This is a genomic window from Halobellus sp. MBLA0158 (genome assembly GCF_041477585.1).
GTDB classification, from domain to species: Archaea; Halobacteriota; Halobacteria; order Halobacteriales; family Haloferacaceae; genus Haloquadratum; species Haloquadratum rubicundus.
In genome coordinates this window covers 454,231-472,675 of record NZ_JBGNYA010000001.1, presented here as the reverse complement: position 1 = coordinate 472,675, position 18,445 = coordinate 454,231, and the positions used below count along the sequence as shown (strand labels likewise).

Annotated in this window: 14 protein-coding genes and 1 rRNA gene; 5 read left to right on the top strand and 10 right to left on the bottom strand. The window is 68.4% G+C overall.

Going from position 1 to position 18,445, the window contains the following annotated elements; all coding sequences use genetic code 11:
* Window positions 1–34 precede the first annotated feature (34 nt).
* A 16S ribosomal RNA gene (locus tag OS889_RS02355) occupies window positions 35–1,507 on the bottom strand.
* 769 nt (window positions 1,508–2,276) lie between these two features.
* On the bottom strand, window positions 2,277–2,609 hold the full coding sequence (locus OS889_RS02350) for a non-histone chromosomal MC1 family protein (protein ID WP_372386934.1): 333 nt from the start codon (window positions 2,607–2,609) through the stop codon (window positions 2,277–2,279).
* 250 nt (window positions 2,610–2,859) lie between these two features.
* On the opposite strand from OS889_RS02350, the gene OS889_RS02345 reads away from it, so the two are divergent.
* Window positions 2,860–3,057 (top strand): hypothetical protein, encoded by a 198-nt coding sequence (locus tag OS889_RS02345; protein WP_372386932.1) that lies wholly within the window; start codon window positions 2,860–2,862, stop codon window positions 3,055–3,057.
* 59 nt (window positions 3,058–3,116) lie between these two features.
* Complete coding sequence (locus tag OS889_RS02340; protein WP_372386930.1) at window positions 3,117–4,190, top strand: quinone-dependent dihydroorotate dehydrogenase; 1,074 nt, start codon at window positions 3,117–3,119, stop codon at window positions 4,188–4,190.
* A gap of 27 nt (window positions 4,191–4,217) precedes the next feature.
* On the opposite strand, the gene OS889_RS02335 is transcribed toward OS889_RS02340, so the two are convergent.
* From OS889_RS02335 to pheS, 3 genes are read right to left on the bottom strand one after another with little or no spacing between them, the layout of a single operon-like run.
* Window positions 4,218–6,839 (bottom strand): valine--tRNA ligase, encoded by a 2,622-nt coding sequence (locus OS889_RS02335; RefSeq protein WP_372386928.1) that lies wholly within the window; start codon window positions 6,837–6,839, stop codon window positions 4,218–4,220.
* A gap of 50 nt (window positions 6,840–6,889) precedes the next feature.
* Window positions 6,890–8,647: a phenylalanine--tRNA ligase subunit beta gene (pheT, locus tag OS889_RS02330; RefSeq protein WP_372386926.1), complete on the bottom strand. Its 1,758-nt coding sequence runs from the start codon at window positions 8,645–8,647 to the stop codon at window positions 6,890–6,892.
* Window positions 8,647–10,158, bottom strand: coding sequence for a phenylalanine--tRNA ligase subunit alpha (gene pheS / locus OS889_RS02325; protein WP_372386925.1), 1,512 nt, complete (start codon window positions 10,156–10,158; stop codon window positions 8,647–8,649). The genes pheT and pheS overlap by 1 nt, the downstream gene beginning before the upstream one ends.
* A 341-nt stretch (window positions 10,159–10,499) precedes the next feature.
* Between pheS and OS889_RS02320 the strand changes: the two genes are divergently transcribed.
* Window positions 10,500–10,781: an amphi-Trp domain-containing protein gene (locus tag OS889_RS02320; RefSeq protein ID WP_372386923.1), complete on the top strand. Its 282-nt coding sequence runs from the start codon at window positions 10,500–10,502 to the stop codon at window positions 10,779–10,781.
* Between the two features lie 41 nt (window positions 10,782–10,822).
* Here OS889_RS02320 and OS889_RS02315 read toward each other — a convergent pair whose 3' ends face one another.
* The 3 genes from OS889_RS02315 to OS889_RS02305 are packed head-to-tail and all read right to left on the bottom strand — an operon-like array spanning window position 10,823 to window position 14,421.
* Window positions 10,823–12,469, bottom strand: a complete 1,647-nt coding sequence (locus OS889_RS02315; protein WP_372386921.1) for a tryptophan--tRNA ligase — start codon at window positions 12,467–12,469, stop codon at window positions 10,823–10,825.
* Between the two features lie 13 nt (window positions 12,470–12,482).
* A complete protein-coding gene (gene endA / locus OS889_RS02310; protein ID WP_372386920.1) occupies window positions 12,483–13,619 on the bottom strand; it encodes a tRNA-intron lyase in 1,137 nt (378 codons plus the stop codon).
* 55 nt (window positions 13,620–13,674) lie between these two features.
* Window positions 13,675–14,421, bottom strand: a complete 747-nt coding sequence (locus OS889_RS02305) for a DUF91 domain-containing protein (protein ID WP_372386918.1) — start codon at window positions 14,419–14,421, stop codon at window positions 13,675–13,677.
* Between the two features lie 153 nt (window positions 14,422–14,574).
* Between OS889_RS02305 and OS889_RS02300 the strand changes: the two genes are divergently transcribed.
* Window positions 14,575–15,198, top strand: a complete 624-nt coding sequence (locus OS889_RS02300) for an HAD family hydrolase (RefSeq protein WP_372391521.1) — start codon at window positions 14,575–14,577, stop codon at window positions 15,196–15,198.
* Window positions 15,199–15,201: 3 nt separating this feature from the next.
* On the opposite strand, the gene OS889_RS02295 is transcribed toward OS889_RS02300, so the two are convergent.
* Both OS889_RS02295 and OS889_RS02290 read right to left on the bottom strand, forming a co-directional pair.
* Window positions 15,202–17,541 carry a DEAD/DEAH box helicase gene (locus OS889_RS02295; RefSeq protein ID WP_372386916.1) on the bottom strand — a complete coding sequence of 780 codons (2,340 nt, stop codon included), beginning with the start codon at window positions 17,539–17,541 and terminating at the stop codon, window positions 15,202–15,204.
* A gap of 147 nt (window positions 17,542–17,688) precedes the next feature.
* Window positions 17,689–18,060 carry a 2Fe-2S iron-sulfur cluster-binding protein gene (locus OS889_RS02290; protein WP_372386914.1) on the bottom strand — a complete coding sequence of 124 codons (372 nt, stop codon included), beginning with the start codon at window positions 18,058–18,060 and terminating at the stop codon, window positions 17,689–17,691.
* A gap of 91 nt (window positions 18,061–18,151) precedes the next feature.
* Between OS889_RS02290 and OS889_RS02285 the strand changes: the two genes are divergently transcribed.
* Window positions 18,152–18,427, top strand: coding sequence for a ubiquitin-like small modifier protein 1 (locus OS889_RS02285; protein WP_372386913.1), 276 nt, complete (start codon window positions 18,152–18,154; stop codon window positions 18,425–18,427).
* The last annotated feature ends 18 nt before the right edge of the window (window positions 18,428–18,445 follow it).

Here is an 18,445-nt window from a genome sequence, read left to right as displayed (position 1 = left end):
GTGAGCCAGGCGCGTCGGCCTGGTCTCGGTCTGTAGGAGGTGATCCAGCCGCAGATTCCCCTACGGCTACCTTGTTACGACTTAAGCCCCCTTGCGAAGCCCAGATTCGACCATCGTGAGATGGCCTCATCCGGACCTCACTCGGGTGCTTTGACGGGCGGTGTGTGCAAGGAGCAGGGACGTATTCGCCGCCTTCTTGTGAAAGGCGACTACTACCGAATCCAGCTTCGTGAGGGCGAGTTTCAGCCCTCAATCCGAACTACGACCAAGTTTCGGAGATTAGCGTCCTCTTTCGAGGTTGCGACCCATTGTCTTGGCCATTGTAGCCCGCGTGTAGCCCAGCTCATTCGGGGCATACTGACCTACCGTTGCCCGTTCCTTCCTCCAGTTTGGCACTGGCAGTCCTCCTAATGTACCCAGCCAGTCGAGACTGCTGCTGGCAATTAGGAGTGCGGGTCTCGCTCGTTGCCTGACTTAACAGGACGCCTCACGGTACGAGCTGACGGCGGCCATGCACCTCCTCTCTACAGCGTCGTGGCGAGGTCATCAACCTGACCGTCATCACTGTAGTCGGAGCTGGTGAGATGTCCGGCGTTGAGTCCAATTAAACCGCAGGCTCCTCCGGTTGTAGTGCTCCCCCGCCAATTCCTTTAAGTTTCATCCTTGCAGACGTACTTCCCAGGCGGTTCGCTTCTCGGCTTCCCTACGGCACAGCACTGGCGCGTAGCCAGTGCCACACCTAGCGAACATCGTTTACGGCTAGGACTACCCGGGTATCTAATCCGGTTCGAGACCCTAGCTTTCGTCCCTCACCGTCGGATCCGTCTTCTCGAGGTGCTTTCGCCATCGGTGGTCCGTCCGGGATTACGGGATTTCACTCCTACCCCGGACGTACCCCTCGAGCCTTCCGGTCCCAAGCCTCGGAGTTTCCGCCGGACGCCCACGCGTTGGGCGCGTGGATTTCCCGACGGACTTTCGAGGCCGGCTACGGACGCTTTAGGCCCAATAAGATCGGCCATCACTTGGACTGCCGGTATTACCGCGGCGGCTGGCACCGGTCTTGCCCAGTCCTTGTTCCAGCACCACCCTACGGTGCTGAAAAGCGAGGACGATATGCCCTCGCACTCGGAGTCCCCTTATCGCACTTGCGTGCAGTGTAAAGGTTTCGCGCCTGCTGCGCCCCGTAGGGCCCGGAATCTTGTCTCAGATTCCGTCTCCGGGCTCTTGCTCTCACAACCCGTACCGATTATGGGCACGGTGGGCCGTTACCCCACCGTCTACCTAATCGGCCGCAGCCACATCCTCTAGCACCGTAGTGTTTGCAGCTCTCGGCATTCCAGCGTGAGAGCGGTATCACGGGTTAGCCTCAGTTTCCCGAGGTTGTCCGTGTCTAGAGGGTAGTTTGGCCACGTGTTACTGAGCTATTTGCCGCGAGTCTGAACTCGCGCGACTAGCATGGCTAAATCGGACTCCGATAGCAATGGCCTCCGGCAGGATCAACCGGAATGGGTCTCTCCCCGTGCGGGGAGAGGGGTGTGGCGGGATTTCCCATCGGATGATGGGAGAATCACCATATATCATTGCGTGGTCCGTGTGGTTCGGATCGACCAGACAGGTGTCACCGAACCACCAAGGCTAACATCAGATCCCATCTGTACGGCGGACCGCAGGGGTGGAATCCTCATCTCTTGCGGACGTAAGCGTAGGTCGCTCGGAGCCATAAAGGCACCGATCCACCTCGCTGCCGACCGAAGTCGGCGTGTCCGATCGGGAACGGGATCGAACCGCGCCCAGTCGCGGTGTGTCGTTCGCATTCAACCGGAACCGACTCGAACACTTAAGCCCGTCGTATCGCCCCGACCCGTCTCCGAGTCGGCGGCGCCGACGCGCCCTGCGAGTGCGTTCCGGCGAGGTCCCGTCCGGGGCGTCCCGGGCGGGCTTCCGCGTACTAATCCGAATGCCGGGGTTACATAAAAGGCCGTCGAACCGTCCCCGCTTCGTTATGCGATTTCACACCGAGAGGGTGAGCGTCGAACGATGCGACTCGACGAAGGTTACTGCACACGCACGCGGGCGTGACATCAGAATATCGCGCGGTCGGAGGCCGAGCCGTCATCCCACGCGTCGCGCGTGCGGTCTACTCGGATGATAACCGCGCGGAAATTCGTTACTGCGGGACGGACAAAGCGGTGTCGAACCCGGTGGGACGGTCTCCGACGCTGGCGAGAGACGGCCCTACGTCGGCGGGCGGCCAGCGCGCGGACGCGACGGCGACGCTACTTGTCGATGTGTTCGATCCCCTGCTTCGAGACGTTGCCCCGAGTGACTGTCGACACCTCGTTGTCCTGCATCCACCCCGGTTTGTCGTCCGGCGCGCTGTCGTGCCAGGCCCAGGCGTCGTAGATGTGGACTCGGTCGGTCCCTCGTTCGAGCAGTCTGATCTCCGTCGGATCCTCCTTGGCCTCGTCCTCGGACCCGTAGGACTCGTAGCCTTCGAGCCGACGGGCCGCCTTCAGGGCCGCCTGTCGCGGCATCCGACCGGTGAACTGCTTGGTCTTTTCGCCGTCTTCGAGCATCACGAAGTTCCGCTTGCCGTCCTCGCGTACCATTGTTCGTACCTCTATGTCAAGGAAACACATGGTCTGGCTTAAATATACCGGCAAAATGGACTGCGGTACGGGGGTTTTCGCGCTCGAATCCTCGCTCCGTCGAGCGGAGATCCCGAACGGAGGAGGCCCGATCGTTCGGCGGCGGGTCGGCGTCCGGCGGCGAGCGTCCCCCAATCGAACGAATCAGATGGGCAGGGCGTAAACAACACTTATGTATATCCTGCGGCGAACCTTCGGCTAGACAGCTCCGATGGTTCGGAAAAAGAAGCTCAGCCCGAGTGGCGCGAAAGACGAACACGGCGAGTACCACAACGTCCACGTGAACCTCCACGAGGACGAACTCGCCGTGGCCGGGATGGAGATCGGCGACGAGGTGTTCGTTCGGGTCCGGGACGGCAAGATCATCATCCAGAAGGCCGACCCCGACGACGTCGAACACGACTTCTGAGGGATGATCCGAGGGCCCGACCGGTCGCGAGGGGGAGACCGGCGAGACGACAGCCGAGGGTGGGCGACGCCGTGATCCGATCGGCCTACCGCGCGGCCGGACCAGTTCTGTTCTCGCTGCCCGCCGAGACCGCCCACCGGCTCGTCCACCGCGGACTGCGAGCCGTCCAGCACACCCCGGCCGAGGACGCGCTCCGGCGGCGACTCGCCGTCGACGACGACCGCCTGCGGGTCGAGGCGTTCGGCGAGTCCTTTCCCAATCCGGTCGGCGTCGCCGCCGGCTTCGACAAGAACGCCGAACTCCCCGCGGTCCTCGGCGCGCTCGGCTTCGGCCACGTCGAGGTCGGCGGCGTCACCGCCCGCGCACAGCCCGGCAATCCCCGTCCGCGGATGTTCCGCCTCGTCGAAGACCGGGCGATCGTCAACCGGATGGGCCTCAACAACGAGGGCGCCGACGCCGTCGGCGAGCGGCTTCGGATCGGCCCCAATCCGGGGATCCCCGTCGGCGTCAACGTCGCGCTCTCGGAGGCGACCGACGCCGACGACGCTCCCGAGGACTACCGTTACACGTACGAACAGGTGGCCGACAGCGCCGACTACCTCGCGGTCAACGTCTCCTGTCCGAACAGCGAGGGGATGCGCGAACTCCAGAACCGCGACTCCCTAGAGGCGATCCTCGGCGAACTCGTCGACGCCGGCGCCGCGCCCCTCCTGGTGAAGCTCTCGCCGGACCTCCCCGAGCCGGCGATCGAGGACGCCCTCGCGGTCGTCGACGACTTCGACCTCGACGGCGTCATCGCCACCAACACGACGACCGACCGGCCCGAGGGCCTCCGGAGCCCCAACCGGGCCGAGAAGGGCGGGCTCTCGGGCGCGCCGATCGAGGACCGTGCGACCGAGATGGTGCGGTTCGTCGCCGAGCGCACGGACGCCCCCGTCGTCGGCGTCGGTGGGGTCTCCGACGCCGCGGGCGCGTACGCGAAGATCCGTGCGGGCGCGAGCCTCGTCCAGCTCTACACCGGCCTGGTCTACGAGGGCCCGACGCTCGCACGCGACATCAACGAGGAACTGCTCGAACTGCTGGACCGGGACGGCTTCGACCGGATCAAGGACGCGGTCGGCGCGGACCTGTAAAAGCCAACGACGGGTCGAGCGCGACCGTTACGCCTCGTTGTGGACGACGACGATGGCGTCGCCGGCTTCGACCATCTCGCCCTCGCCGAGGTACTGCCGCTCCTCTTCGATCTCGAACATTTCCGCTCCGAGCTCGGCGCCCGCAGCGTGGAGTTCGCCGTCGACGACCTCGTAGTCGCCCGCCTCGATCGCGGCCTCGATGTCCGGCACCTGGCTGCCGAACTCCGGGCCGACGAGCGAGTAATCGAGGTCGACGCCGGTGACGACCGACTCGACCGCCGGGCGCTCGTCTAAGGTCGCCAGCTCCTCGACGTGCATCACGCCGGAGATGTCGTCTTCGAACCCGGAGACGTCGCCCCAGATCTCGACGCGGTCGAGCGCGGCGTTCATCGGCAGCTGTTCGTCGCTCTTGTACTTGCGGAGCGCGCCGACGACGGCCATCGCCGTCTCGCCGGCCGCGAAGTCGGCGTCGACGCCGAGCGGCTCGGGCCACTCGGTCCGATGGACGCTCCCGTCGCCGTGCATATCGTGCCACAGCTCCTCGGTCGCGTGCGCGAGGATGGGCGCGAAGAGCTTGAGGAACCGCCGGTGGGCGACCTCCAGCGTGTAGGCCGCAGAGGGATCGCCGCCGTCGCGGACGCGCTGTTTCGCGATCTCCAGGTAGTCGTCGCAGAAGGTGTGCCAGAAGAAGCCCCGCAGGCCGTCGCGGGCCTTCGAGAACTCCCGGTCGGCGAAGCGCTCCGTCAGCCGCTCGATCTCGCGGTCGAGTTCGGCCAGCAGCCAGCGGTCCAGCGCCGCGAGGTCGTCGTGGTCGAAGTCCTCGGGGGCCTCGTCGGTCAGGCTCTCGACCAGTTTGGAAGCGTTCCAGAGCTTCCGGAGGAGCTTCTCGCCCGCCCGCAGGCCCTTCTCCGAGTAGGGGAGGTCGTCGCCGACGGCCGAGCCCGCGGCCCAGTAGCGCGCCGCGTCGACCGGATACTTCGAGACGACCTCGTCGGGCGCGACGATGTTGCCCTTCGACTTGGACATCTTCTCGCGGTTCTCGTCGAGGACCATCCCGTTTATCATCACGCTGTCGAACGGCACCTCGCCGGTGTGCTCGTAGCACTTGACGACGGTGTGGAAGAGCCAAAAGGAGATGATGTCGTGGCCCTGCGGCCGGAGGTCGAACTGGTAGAGCTCGGGGTTCTCGAAGGTGAACTCCTCGGCCTCGCCGTCCCAGTCCCACCCGGCGTTGATCAGCGGCGTCAGCGACGACGTCGCCCACGTGTCGAAGACGTCGTCCTCGGGCTCGAACTCATCGTGGCCGCACTCGGGACAGGCGTCGACGGGCGGCTCGTCGCTCAGCGGGTCGACCGGGAGGTTCTCCTTCTCGGCCAGCACCGGCTCGTCGCACTCGGCGCAGTACCAGACCGGGAACGGAATACCCGAGGAGCGCTGGCGGGAGATCGACCAGTCCCACTGGAGGCCCTCGATCCAGTTTCGGTACCGGGTAAACATCTTCTCGGGGTACCAGTCCATCTCCCGGCCGGCCTGGAGGTACTCCTCGCGCTTGTCCAGCAGTTCGACGTACCACTGGTCCTTGACGAGGAACTCGACCCCGGTGCCGCAGCGCTCGTGGACGTTCACGGTGTGGGTGATCTCCCAGCGGTCCAAGAGCGCGCCCGCGTCGTCGAGGTCCTCGACGATGGCCTCGCGGGCCTCCTCCGAAGAGAGCCCCTCGTACTCGCCGGCGACGTCGGTCAGCGTCCCCGACTCGTCGATCGCGATCCGGAGGTCGAGGTCGTGGGCCTGGTACCACTCGATGTCGGTCTGGTCGCCGAAGGTACAGCACATCACGACGCCCGAGCCCGTCTCCATATCGACGCGCTCGTCTTCGAGGATCGGGACCTCCTGGTCGAACAGCGGGATCCGCGCGGTCTCGCCGACGAGGTACTGATTCTCGTCGTCGTCGGGGTGGACGAAGACCGCGACGCAGGCGGGGAGGAGTTCGGGCCGCGTCGTCGAGATGGTGAACGCCTCTTCGTCCTCGTCACCGCTGCCGACGACCTCGAAGGCGATGTCGTGGAAGTGACTCGGCTGCTCGTCGTCTTCGGTCTCGACCTGCGAGATCGCCGTCTCGCACTCGGGACACCAGATCGCCGGCGCGCGCTGGCGGTACTCCCGACCCTGCTCGTAGAGGTCGATGAAGGAGAGCTGGGAGATGCGCCGGACCTCCGGCGAGATGGTCTGGTAGGTCTGGTTCCAGTCGATCGAGATGCCGAGGTCCTGCATCTTCTCTGTGAACTCGGCCTCGTACTCGGCGCAGACCTCCTGGGTCATCCGCTGGAACTCCCGGCGCTCGTAGTCCTGGTGGCGCACGTCGAGTTCGTCCTCGGCGAGGCGCTCGGAGGCGATGCCGTTGTCGTCGTAGCCGAACGGGAAGTAGACCTCCTTGCCGCGCATCCGGTTGAAGCGCGCGACGAAGTCCTGGAGCGTGAAGCCGTAGACGTGGCCCCAGTGGAGGCTCCCCGATACCGTCGGCGGCGGCGAGTCGATCGAGAAGGCGGTGTCGGGGTCTGCGGCGCCCTCGTAGGCGTAGGTCTCGTCGTCGACCCACCGGTCTTGCCACTTCGCCTCGACGGTGTCGGGGTCGTATTCTCCGCTCGGCATCCTGGGCGGAAATACCGGCGGGCGGGCTGTTAAGTGGCTCGATTAGGCGGTCAGTCCGCCAGCGCGTCGAGCTCGAACTCGAAGGCCGCCACCGGCAGTTCGAGGTCGTGTTCGACCAAGACGCGGGGGTGGAGCTCGCCCACGACGCCCACCGCCTCGCCGTCGATCTCGACCGCGGCCACGCGGCCGTCGATGAACGAGGGATGGTCGGTCGGCGGCGTCGCGAGGTCGACGTCGAAGTCCCGGCAGATCGCCTGCAGGCGGGCCTTGGCGTCCTCGTAGGTCGCGTCGTGGCGCGCGAGCACGCCCGCGACGTGCCGGCGCTCGCGCACGCGAGTGTTCACGTCGTCGTCGCGCTCGGCCACGAGCCCGACCTCCGCGAGGTCCTGCGGGTAGGCGCGGTGGGTGTTGTTCTCCAAGACCATCACAAGCGAGGGCAGCGCCCACTGCCGGAGGATGGTGTAGTCCTCGCTGTAGGGCTCGGTGATCTCGACGGGCTCGCCGCCGCCGAGGTACTCGGTCCCGGCCTCGACGTTCATCCGGTCGTAGGCCTCCTCCTCCGAGGTCATATGGAAGTTCAGGAGGTCCTCGAAGCCCAGCCCGGTGAGCGTGTTCCGGGTCGCCGCCTCCAGGCGCGAGCGCTCGTGGCGCCCACCGACCGTCCCGATGTCGGGGTATCGGGGTTCGATCTCGTCGAAGCCGTACGCGCGGCCGACGTCGTCGACGAGGTCGAGCGGGTGGAGCACGTCGACGCGGTACGGCGGGATCGACACGTCGTAGGTGGTAGCGGCGTCGCCATCGCCGGATTCGCCCTCGTCCGCGTTCGCGCCCTCGTCGTCCGCGACGACGGCGTCCAGCCCGGAGCGCTCGAACAGATCGATCACCTCTCGGGGCTCGAAGTCGACGCCGAGCATCGTCTCGATGCGATCGTGGCTCACCGACTTGGTCTCGACCTCGAAGTCCGGGCGGACCAGGGTACGATCCCCATACTCGATTTCGACCTCCTCGATCGTCGCCCCGCGCGCCGAGAGCGCGTAGCAGATGATGTTGCACATCCGGTCGATCGTCCACTGGTCGGTGCCGGTGAGTTCGACGAGCAAGTCCGTCGAGTCCGTCGAGACCTCGGTCCGGCGGCCGTTGATGACCGGCGGGAACGAGAACAGCCCGAGCTCGTCGTAGATCGCGGGGTAGCGGTCGTAGTCGGCGACGATGTCGGCGTAGGTCTCGCCGGTCGGATGTTCCTCCAAGACCTCCGCGGGCGTCAGCTCCCTGTCGCTGTCGAGCGGGACGAAGGTGTCGTCGTCGGGCTCGATTCCGGTGTAGGTGATGGAGTTGCCCGACGCGTCCTCGCGGAGGACCTCGCCCTTGATCGCGACCAGATCGTGGATGCCGATCGCGCCCTTCGCGCGCTTGCGGCCCATCGTGGCGTGGAGCTTCTCCTGGAGCTGGATCAGCGAGTCCAGACTCCGCTCGTCGAGGTCGACGCCGCGGACGATCGCGCCCGTGACGTACGGCCGCTCGTCCGGGACGTCCTCGTCGACGACGTAGGTGAAGTCGGGGTCGTTGGTGTCGGGCACCCGGACGCCGCGGTCGTCGCCGTAGTGGTACCGCAGCGAGCGCGCGACGCCCTCGACCGAGAGGCGATCCAGCCTGTCGGGCCCGAACTCGAACTGCAAGAGCCCGTCTTCGGTCTCGCCCTCGAACTCCAGGCCGAGGCCGAAGAGGTCCGATTTCAGTTCTTCGTCGTCCTTCTCGTCGTGACCGGTCAGCTCGCGGAGTTCGTCGGGGTCGATGTCGACGACGGGCATCAGTAGGTCACCTCCGCGCCGCGGAGGAAGTCCAGATCAGCTAGCGTGCCGTGCAGATCGCGGATGTCCTCGGCGCCGGTGGTCAGCATCGCCAGTCGTTCCAGGGCGAGGCCCCACGCCATCACGTCGTGTTCGACGCCGAGCGGTTCGAGCACCTCGTCGCGGAACATCCCGGAGTTGCCGATCTCGATGAGTTCGCCCGTGGTGGGGTGCTTGCCGAACAGCTCGAAGGAGGGCTCGGTGTAGGGGTTGTAGTGCGGTTTGAACTGGATGTCGGTGATGCCGAACTGCTCGTAGAACTCCACGAAGGTGCCCATCAGATCCCGGACTGAAAGATTTTCAGCCATCACCCAGCCCTCGATCTGGAAGAACTCCAGCAGGTGGGTCGCGTCCAGCGTGTCGTTGCGGTAGACCTTCTCGACGGAGAAGTACCGCTGCGGGGGTTCGAGTTCGCCGACTTCCGTCCCCGAGAGGTAGCGCATCGACAGCGACGTGGTGTGGCCGCGGAGCGCGACCGCGCGGGCGAAGTCCTCCGACCACGGCGAGTGATAGCCGTCGCCGTCCTCGCCGACGCCCTCGCGGTGGGCGGACTCGACGCGGTCGACCAGGTCCTCGGGGAGGTGCTCGATCGGCGGCACGTCGAGCGCGAAGCGGTCCCAGTGGGTCCGCGCGGGGTGGTCCTGCGGCATAAACAAGCAGTCGTTGATCCAGAAGTCCGCGTCGGCGTGGGGGCCCTCCATCTCCTGGAAGCCCATCCCGACGAGGACGTCCTTCACGCGCTCGGCCGTCTGGCGGAGGACGTGGGTCTTGCCGCCCCGGACCTCGGGCGCGTCGGCCTCGACGTTGTACTCGGTGAACTCCACGTCCTGCCACTCGCCGGAGGTGAGCATCTCGGGCGTGAGCCGGTCGACCGTCTCGGCGGTCTCTATGCCCTCCATCAGCGCGGTGACGCCCGCGTCGGTTAGTGTGATCGTCCGGACGACGCGCTCGTGGCGGTCCAGCAGATTCCGGGAGACGAGCTGATCGAGGACGTCGGCATCGACGTCGTCGACGGCCCCGCCCTCCGCGAGCGCGGCCAGCGCGGCTGCCTCGGGGTCGTCGTCCGCGTCGGCGTCGGGATCGGCCGAGAGCTCGCCGCTGTCGATGTCGCCGTAGCCCTTCCGGCCGAAGTTCGCCAGGGCGATGTCGATCTCAGGGCCTTCAAGGCCCGAGGCACCGATGATTCGGCCCATCTGCGCCGGGGCGTCGTCGGTGCCGGCCTCGACGGCGGTGCGGTACAGCCGCACCTCTGGGAGGCCCGACTCGACGTACTCGGCGCCCTCGTCTGTCAGTTCGTACTCGACCGACTCGCGTTCTGTGACCTCAAGCAGGCCCTCGTCGCGGAGCTCGAAGACCGCCTGCGTCGCGGTCTCGGGCTTCAGGCCCGCCTCCTCGGCGAGTCGATCGATCGGCGTCTCGTCCGTCGCGCTCGCGGCGTTCAGCGCCGCGACCTGTGATTCGGGGAGCTTCATTCTGGATATCGGGGAGTCGTTGTCGCGTCTACTGCGCGGCCGCCAGTTAGCAGTTCCGAAGACCGCGGGCTTCGCTGCCAGGGAGACCGGATCGGACGGTTTCGCCGGGCCGGGACGTCGGCGCCCCCCGGCCCCGGGTCCGCCGTCGTCAGGCGGTCCCGAAAAAGAAGCCGGACCCGTCGGAGTCGGTCGATCGGCGGGCGACGCCGCGCGCGGAGTCGGGTCCGTGGCGCATACGCGTGGGTGGACCCGCCGCCGACAAAACCGTTGCGAAATCGTGCGGATCGTTAGCACGGTGAATCGAGCGCGCGTTTATGGGCCTGTGCGGCGAAGGGAGACGTATGCCGGAAGAAGTCCTCTTCGAGTCCGAGAGCACCCAGGACCGAGCGGCGATCGCGTCGTACCTCCGCGAGGTCGCCGAGAAGCTAGAGTCGGGCGGGGCGATCACCCTCTCCGCGGGCGGGCAGTCGATCACGATGGATCCGCCCGCGACGGCGGCCTTCGAGGTGAAGGCCGAGCGCGAGGGGCCCACAGAGGGGAACGGCGAACTCTCCATCGAGTTCGAGATCGAGTGGAAGGAAGGCGCGAGCGAGGCGGCCGGCGGCGACCTCTCGATCGAGTAGCGAGGTCGAGTAGCGAGGTCGAGTAGCGGAATCGGTCGCGGTCAGTCGTCGCCCGGCGCGACGCCCCGCCGCGACGACGTCAGGGAGATGTCCAGGTCGTCAAGGAGTGCTTCGACCTCCTCGCGTTTCTCCTGGTGGTCTTCGAGGAACTCCCGCATCAGTTCGGCGGCCTGCTCCTTGCAGCCGCCGCAGAGGCGCTCGCCGCCGACGCACTCGTCGTAGACTTCCTTCGCGAACTCGTCGTCGTCGCCCGCGAGCAGGTACGCGTAGAGCTCGTAGACGGGACACTCGTCGGCCTTCCCGCCGAGTTCGCGCTGCTCTTCGGCGGTGTCGCGGCCGCCCGTCGTCGCGGCCTTCACCTTGTCGTAGCCCTCCTCGGGGTCGTCCAGGAGGGAGATGTGCGAGGCCGGAATCGACGACGACATTTTTCCACCAGTGAGGCCGGTCATGAATCGGTGGTAGATCGACGACGGCGGGACGAAGCCGTAGCCGCCGTGGTCGAGTTCGACCTCCCTCGCTAATTCTTCGGCCGCTTCGGGATCGAGATCGAAGGCGTCGACGTGCTCGTCGTAGCGGCGCTTCTCGCCGTCGATGGCCTCGACCAGACTCTCGAAGGCCTCGTCGGTCGCGTTGAGATCGAGGAAGCGAACGCGGGGACGGAGCGGCTCCATCCCGCTGTTGTCGAGTTTGTCGACGGCGGACTCCCGCACTCGGTCGTCGACGACGACGCCGAGTTCGTCGAGGTCCGCGTCGTCCAGTTCGGCCAGCCACGCGCCGGCCTCCTCACAGCGCGGGCGGTCGGGCTCTTCGGCGTAGGCCTCGCGCTCCTCGTAGACGGCGCCGACGAGCGCGCGCTCGGCGTCGTCGAGCTCGAAGCTCGCGTACGCCTCCGTCACGCCGAAGAAGCGCATCCGCGCCGCGAGGTCGCGGGCGAAGCGGACGTGGGGATCCTGGTCCGGGCCCACGGGGATGACCGTCGGCTTGGGCTCTTCGAGCTGGGGATAGAGGATGTCGGCCATCTGGGTCACGACCGACTGCATGTGCGAGACGTTGGTCTCGCCGTCGAAGCCGTAGATGCCCTGGAACTCCGAGAAGTTCGCCTTCGAGCCGAGCTCGAAGGCGAGGTCCTGAAGCTCCCGGTTTTCCGATTGGCGGTAGAGCTCGCCCTCCTCGGGGTCGAAGCCGAGCGCGAGCAGGCTGAGGAGGTAATCGCGGGCGTGCTCGTCGATCTCCTCCCAGCTCATCCCGCGGGCCGAGTGAGCCTCCAGGTCGGCGATCAGCCCGTAGGCGTCGGCGCCCTGCTCTTGGTGCCAGATGATCTCGTCGAAGACCAGCTTGTGGCCGATGTGGGGGTCGCCGGTCGGCATGAAGCCCGAGAGGACGGCCGCCTCCTCGCCCTCGCGCAGCGCCTCGGCGACGGGCTCGTAGTCGCGGTGGCCGAAGATGACGCCCCGGCGCATCAGGTAGTGGGGGTTCGGGACCTCCGCGAGGACGTCGTCGAACTCGCCGATGCCGAACTCCTCGAAGAGCTTCCGGTAGTCGGCGATCGTCGAAGAGCCCCACGGGTCGAGCGCGACGTCGTCGGCGCCGGCGGCGCTGTCGGCGTCCGCGCCGCCGTCCGGACGCGCCGGTCGCGTCTGCTCGTCGTCCGCCGCCTCGCGCTCGGGAGCGTCGTGGTCTCGTGTCATATGCGGGAGTGGCTCACGGGGTGAGTCGGGCAACCGAGAGCCAGTCTATCTCGCCGTTGGCCGCGGTGAGCGCAAAAACCATTCGCTTCCGGACCCCGCCGGCGAGCCGGACGTCGAGCGAGAGGTCCCGCGGGTAGAAGACGTGATCCGGCGCGACCACGCGCACGAGGTCCGTCGAGTGCGAGAGCGAGTCGACGTCCGTGAACTCGGCGTACACCCGGAAGTCCGCCCCGAACTTGAAGCCGCTCTTGGGGACGACGCCGCGGTCCCGCAGGTCCGCGTAGGTCCGCAAGCGGCGGTCGAAGCGCTCGCCCTCGACCTCCCGGCCGAGCGCGACCACGGCCGCGGGGTCGGCGTCGACGACGCCGCGCTGGGCGAGGTACGCGCCCTCGACGAGCGAGAGCTGGATCGGCCCCTCCTCGGCGTTGCGGCCGAACAGCCGCTGGCCGTAGAACCGCCGCTCGTAGAGCGCGTCGGCGTCGCCGTAGCAGACGACGCGGTCGCCGAGGAGGTCGGCGGCGACCCCCTCGGGGAGCGACGGCTCGGCGTCCGCGTCGGGAGCGACGGTCCGATCGCTGCCTGCGGGAACGTCGTGGGCGGGCTCCCCCTCCGCGTCGGCGACGAGGTCGGGCTCGCGGTCGGTCTCGAAGTACGTCAGCTCGCCGTCCTCGTCGACGACCGCGAGGGTGACGCCGCCGAGGGAGTCCGCGCGGACGGGCTCGCGCTCACCCGCGACCCGGATCCGGTAGGCGATCTCGTCGTCCCAGGGGCCCTCCCCGCGGGGGTAGACGACGAAGTCGACGTCGTCGGAGCCGGCCGCGTCGCCGCCGACGCCCGGCCACTCCGCGCGGGCGGGCGAGAGGTAGAAGCCCCGATCGCGGAGGTCCTTGTAGACCGCGAAGCGGAGCGTCGCGCCCGTCCGGGCGAGGTACGCGCGGAAGTCGAGGCGGCGCGAGGCGCCGCCGTCGCCGTCGCGTTCGTCGTCCACGACGGCGTCGAGGTCGCCGCGCGCGAGCAGGTGGGCGGCCTCGACGGGCGCCAGTTCGATGCGGTTCCGGTCGAGCGGCCGGCCGTAGCCCCGGGAGTCGTAGAACCGCTGTCTGGCGTCGCCGCCGACGCGGACCACCCCGTCGGCCAGTGTCCCCTCCATACCCGAGAGCGGACGCGGCGGGGACATAGGGCCTGCGGTCGGCGGGTGGGCCGGATCACCCCGCGAAGCGGTCGCAGATCCCGTCGAGACATCGCCGGCCCCGCGCCGTCTCGAAGACCGGGAGCCCGCAGGCGCACTCGTCGACGACGACGCCAGCGGGGATCGAAAAGGCCGTCTCGCAGTCCGGGTAGGCGTCGCAGCCGGCGAGCAGGCGGCCGCCCCGGCGGATGATCCGGAGGTCCGAGCCGCAGTCCGGACAGGTCCACGCGCGGTCGAACCGCTCGCGGACGGCGTCGTCGAGCGACGCACACGAGCGGTCGAGACAGAGCTCGAAGGCGTCGCCGGCCTCCGCGCGGATCGTCGGTAGACCGCACTCGTCGCAGGTGTCGTCGAGGACGGTCGCGCCCGCCGGGAGCGGGAATCTGGCATCCGAATCGAGACCGACCACGGCGCCGCCCGCGCGGACCAGCGGCTCGCCCGTCTCCGGGTGCGAGCCGACCGGCACGCCCGCCTCCGTGACCGGGTACTCGACCCAGCCCGAAGATTCGTTGGCGACGACGCGGAGGGTCTGGTCGTCGGCGCGGGCGACGAGGCCGAAGCCCCCGGAGTCGGTCTCGACCGTCAGGGAATCGGGGCGCGTCAGCCACGCCACGGGCTGGTAGCCGTCGGCGTCGTGGACCAGCACGGTGCGGTCGGGCTTGACCACGACCGCGACGCGGCCGCGGTGCGTGCGGGCGCAGTCGCGGGCGCCATCGAAGGTCGTCGTGCAATCGCCGGCGAAGACGCGGATCGTCTCGGACATACGGCGGGGGTGGTCCCGTCCTCGGTCAAGAACCCACTCGCGAAGGTCTTTGTCCGAAGGCGTGCGACGGGGGGTATGGACGCAGGCGACGACGGAGACGACGGCGACGGCGGCGGTCGATCGGCACTGCCCGACGGCCCGGTGTTGTTCGATATGGACGGCGTGCTCGTCGACTCGGAGACGTACTGGCACCGCTTCGAGGACGAGTGGGTCTTCGCGGCGGCGATCGAGGGCGGCGACCCCGCCCACGAGGAGGTGACGGGGATGCCGTATTACGAAATCTACGACTACCTCGACCGGGAGTACGGGACGACCGTGACGAAGGACGAGTTCGTCGCGGCCTACCAGGACCGCGCCGAGTCGCTGTACGGCGAGGACGTGAGGCTGACCGAGGGGATCCCGGCGCTGTTCGATTCTCTCAGAGCCGAGGGCCGACCGCTCGCGATCGTCTCGTCGGCGCCGCAGTCGTGGATCGCGATCGTCCGCGAGCGGTTCGATCTCGGCCCGCTCGATCTGGTGCTGAGCGCCGAGGACATCGACGAGCCGGGGAAGCCCGAACCGCACATCTACGAGCGCGCGGCCGCGGAACTCGGCGCCGAGCCCGCCGACTGCGTCGTGATCGAGGACTCGCTCAACGGCATCGAGGCCGCCGTGCGGGCGGGCGCCTACACCGTCGCGTTCCGCACGACGCACAACGCGGAGTTGGATCTCTCGCGCGCGGAGGTCGTCGCCGACGGCCCCGAGGGACTCAGGCGGGTCTTCCTGGGGAGCGAGTAGCTCCTACTCGACGGCGACGGTCCGCGTCGCGCGCACCGGATACAGCGGCGCCTCGGGGAACGTCACCTCGACGGCGTACTCCAGTTCGTCGGCGTCGGCGCCGAAGACGCCGACCGGGACCGAAAGCGACTCCGAGAGGTACGCCTCCTTCGTCGTCATCTCGACGTCGTTGACCGTCACGCGGACGCCGACCGCCGCGCCGCCGCCGCGGTTGCGGACGACGACCTCGCACAGCTCGTTCTCGCCGGCGGCGACGCTGTCGGGGAAGTCGCCCCAGGAGACGTCGATCGCGGGGTGCGAGCGGGCGTTCTCGACGACGCGCTCGGCGACGCCCGCCGAGAGCCCGGCCCGTTCGAGTTCGTCGGTGCCGGCGTCGGCGACGTCCGCGGGACTGCGGAGCCCGCCCGTCGCGAGCGTCCGCGCGCGGTTGGGGCCGATGCCGTCGACGGCGGTGAGCCCGACCGCCTCCCGCGGGACGCCGTGTTCGACGCGGGCCTCGACGCGGCGCGCGAGGTTGGCCGCCCGCGGGCCCGCGAACTCGGCGAGGAACTCCCGGAGCGCCGAGAGGAGCCTGAGGGCGTTCTGCCGGATGATCCACGCGTCCGAGCGCAGGTCCGCGGGGGTGCTGTTCTGCATCCCGGCGTGGAGGATCGCCAGCACCTTCCGGGGGCCGTCCTCTAAGTCGGTCGCGACGTCCGAGAGCACCGCGTCGACGGCGTCGGACTCGGACTGCCTGGCCGAGACCGAGCGGAACTCCGCGGCGCCCGCGACCGTCTCCAGGACCCCGTCAGCGTCGATCGTCTCCCGCGCGCAGAGGTCGCGGAAGCGCTCTGCGGTTTCGAGCCGGAGGTAGTACTTCGAGGCGAGGCGGCCGAGCGCCGTCCCGCCGACCGAGAGGTCCTCGCCCATCTCGACGAAGCCGCGGTCGACGAGCGATTCCAGCGTCTCCCGCACCCGGTCGCGGAGGTGCGCGAAGTCGTACTCGTCGGGCTTCGACTGCGCGCGCCGGTAGTAGAACGTCGTCTCCAGCCACGAGAGCACGTCGTCGAGGTCCCGTATCGTGCCCATCGCGATCTCGGCGTTGAGGTGGGAGTCGAGGTCCTCCGCGAGTCGGGACTCGATCTCCTTGCCGTCCCGGAGCAGGCGCCGGTACTTGTCGGCGTCCGCGCGGTCGCAGACGACCCAGCCGTAGCCGACGTCATCGTAGCCCGGCCGCCCCGCGCGCCCGAGCATCTGGAGGATGTCGAGCGGCGAGATATCGACCTCGCCTTCCAGCGGGTCGTGGTACTTCGTGTCGCGGATGACGACGCAGCGCGCGGGGAGGTTCACGCCCCACGCGAGCGTCGACGTCGAGAAGAGCAGTTGGATCTTGCCCTCCTTGAACCACGACTCGACGCGGTCGCGGTCGTCCTTCGAGAGCCCCGCGTGGTGGAAGGCGACGCCGTCGGGGACGCCCTTCGCGAGCGCGTCGTCGTCGAGTTCCTTGGCCTCGGTGTGGAAGTCGTAGTCGCCGCGGGCGCCCATCGGGATGTCGCGCTCGGCGATGACGTCCCGCGATTTGCCGGCCGCGCGGACGGCGTCCTGCCGCGAGGAGACGAACACGAGCGCCTGGCCGTCCTCGCGGATGTGCTCTTCGGCGAGATCCAAGGCAGTGTAGAGCCGCCGGTACTTGTCGGCGAAGGCGTTGTCGCCGTGGGAGTAGGTCTTCACGCCCGCGTGGAGGTCGACCGGGCGGTACTCGTCGCCGAACTCGAATGTCGTCTCCGGGGCCGCGTCGAGCCACGCCGCGACGTCCTCGATGTTGGGCATCGTCGCCGACAGCGCCACGATCCGGGGATCGCAGATCCGGCGGAGTCGCGAGACGGTCACTTCGAGCACGCCGCCGCGGGTGTCCGAATCCAGCAGGTGGACCTCGTCGATGACGACGCAGTCGACGTCGGCGACGAAGGAGTAACGCGCCGAGTCGTGTTTCCGCGTCGCGGAGTCGGTCTTCTCGGGCGTCATCACGAGGATGTCCGCGCGCTCGGCGCGGCGGGGGTTGAGATCGCGCTCGCCGGTGACGACGTAGACCGAGTAGCCGAGTTCCTCGAAGCGCTCCCACTCGGATTCCTTCTCGTTCGTGAGCGCGCGCAGGGGCGCGACGAAGAGCGCGGTGCCGCCGTCGGCGAGCGTGCGACAGATCGCCAGCTCCGCGAGCGCCGTCTTGCCGGAAGCGGTCGGCGCGGCCGCGACGACGTTCTCGTCGCGTTCGAGGATCGCCGGCGCGGCCTCCCGCTGCATCCGATTGAACTCATCGAAGCCGAAGGCGTCGGCGAACTCCGGGACGACCTCGGCGACCTTCACGCGCCGCACCTCCGAGCGGGTCGGGCCGGGGAACCCCTCGGGGCGGGAGCGAGAGAACGGGGAGCGAGACGAGTCATAGTTGGGAGGGGGAACTCCGGCGGCAAAGTCGTTTCTCCATCGGCACAGAGGGGGCCGCGCGCGACGCACTCAGTCGCCACCGGGCGTGTCGCCGCCGTCCTCGCTCCCGTCGCGCCGCCGCGGCAGGATCTGTCCCCACACGCGTTTGTCGAGGAGCCTGACCGTCATCGGCTCCGTGACCGTGATCTGGCAAGAGAGCCGGGGGTAGCCGAACCGGACCGCGGCGGCGTCGTGCCAGTGGGTCGGCTCCGGCGCGGGATCGACCTCGACGGTGCAGGTCGCACAGAGCCCACGACCGCCGCAGTTGGCGTGCCGCGAGACCGTCCCGTAGACCGAAAAGCCGCGCTCGCGGAGCGCCTCGCGGAGGTTCGCGCCGCGTTCGACCTCGACGACCGTCTCCGCGTCGCCGTCGACGACCGTGAGCGGGACCGTCTCGGCCATACGCACGATCGGAAGTCGCGGGACCTCAGACTGTCGGCCGTCTCGTCCGCGCGTCCCCACCGCTCATTACCCCCGCTACCGAAGCGCCGGTATGCGAGTCGAGTGCGGCTTCTTCGGGCCGTTCCGCGAGCCCGTCGGGACAAAGACGGTCGTCGTCGACACCGACGCCGACACCGTCGGCGAACTCCTCGGCGAGCTCGAAGCGCGGTACGCGGGGCTGGAGGGAGAGCTCCGGGACGGCGAGGGCCTGGCCGGCGACGTCGTGGTGACGCTGAACGGCCGACACGTCCAGCACGACGAGGGGACGAAGACGCCGCTGTCGGAGGGCGACGTGCTGCGCGTGACGACGGCCGTCTACGGCGGATAGCGAAGCGCGAGCGAGTGG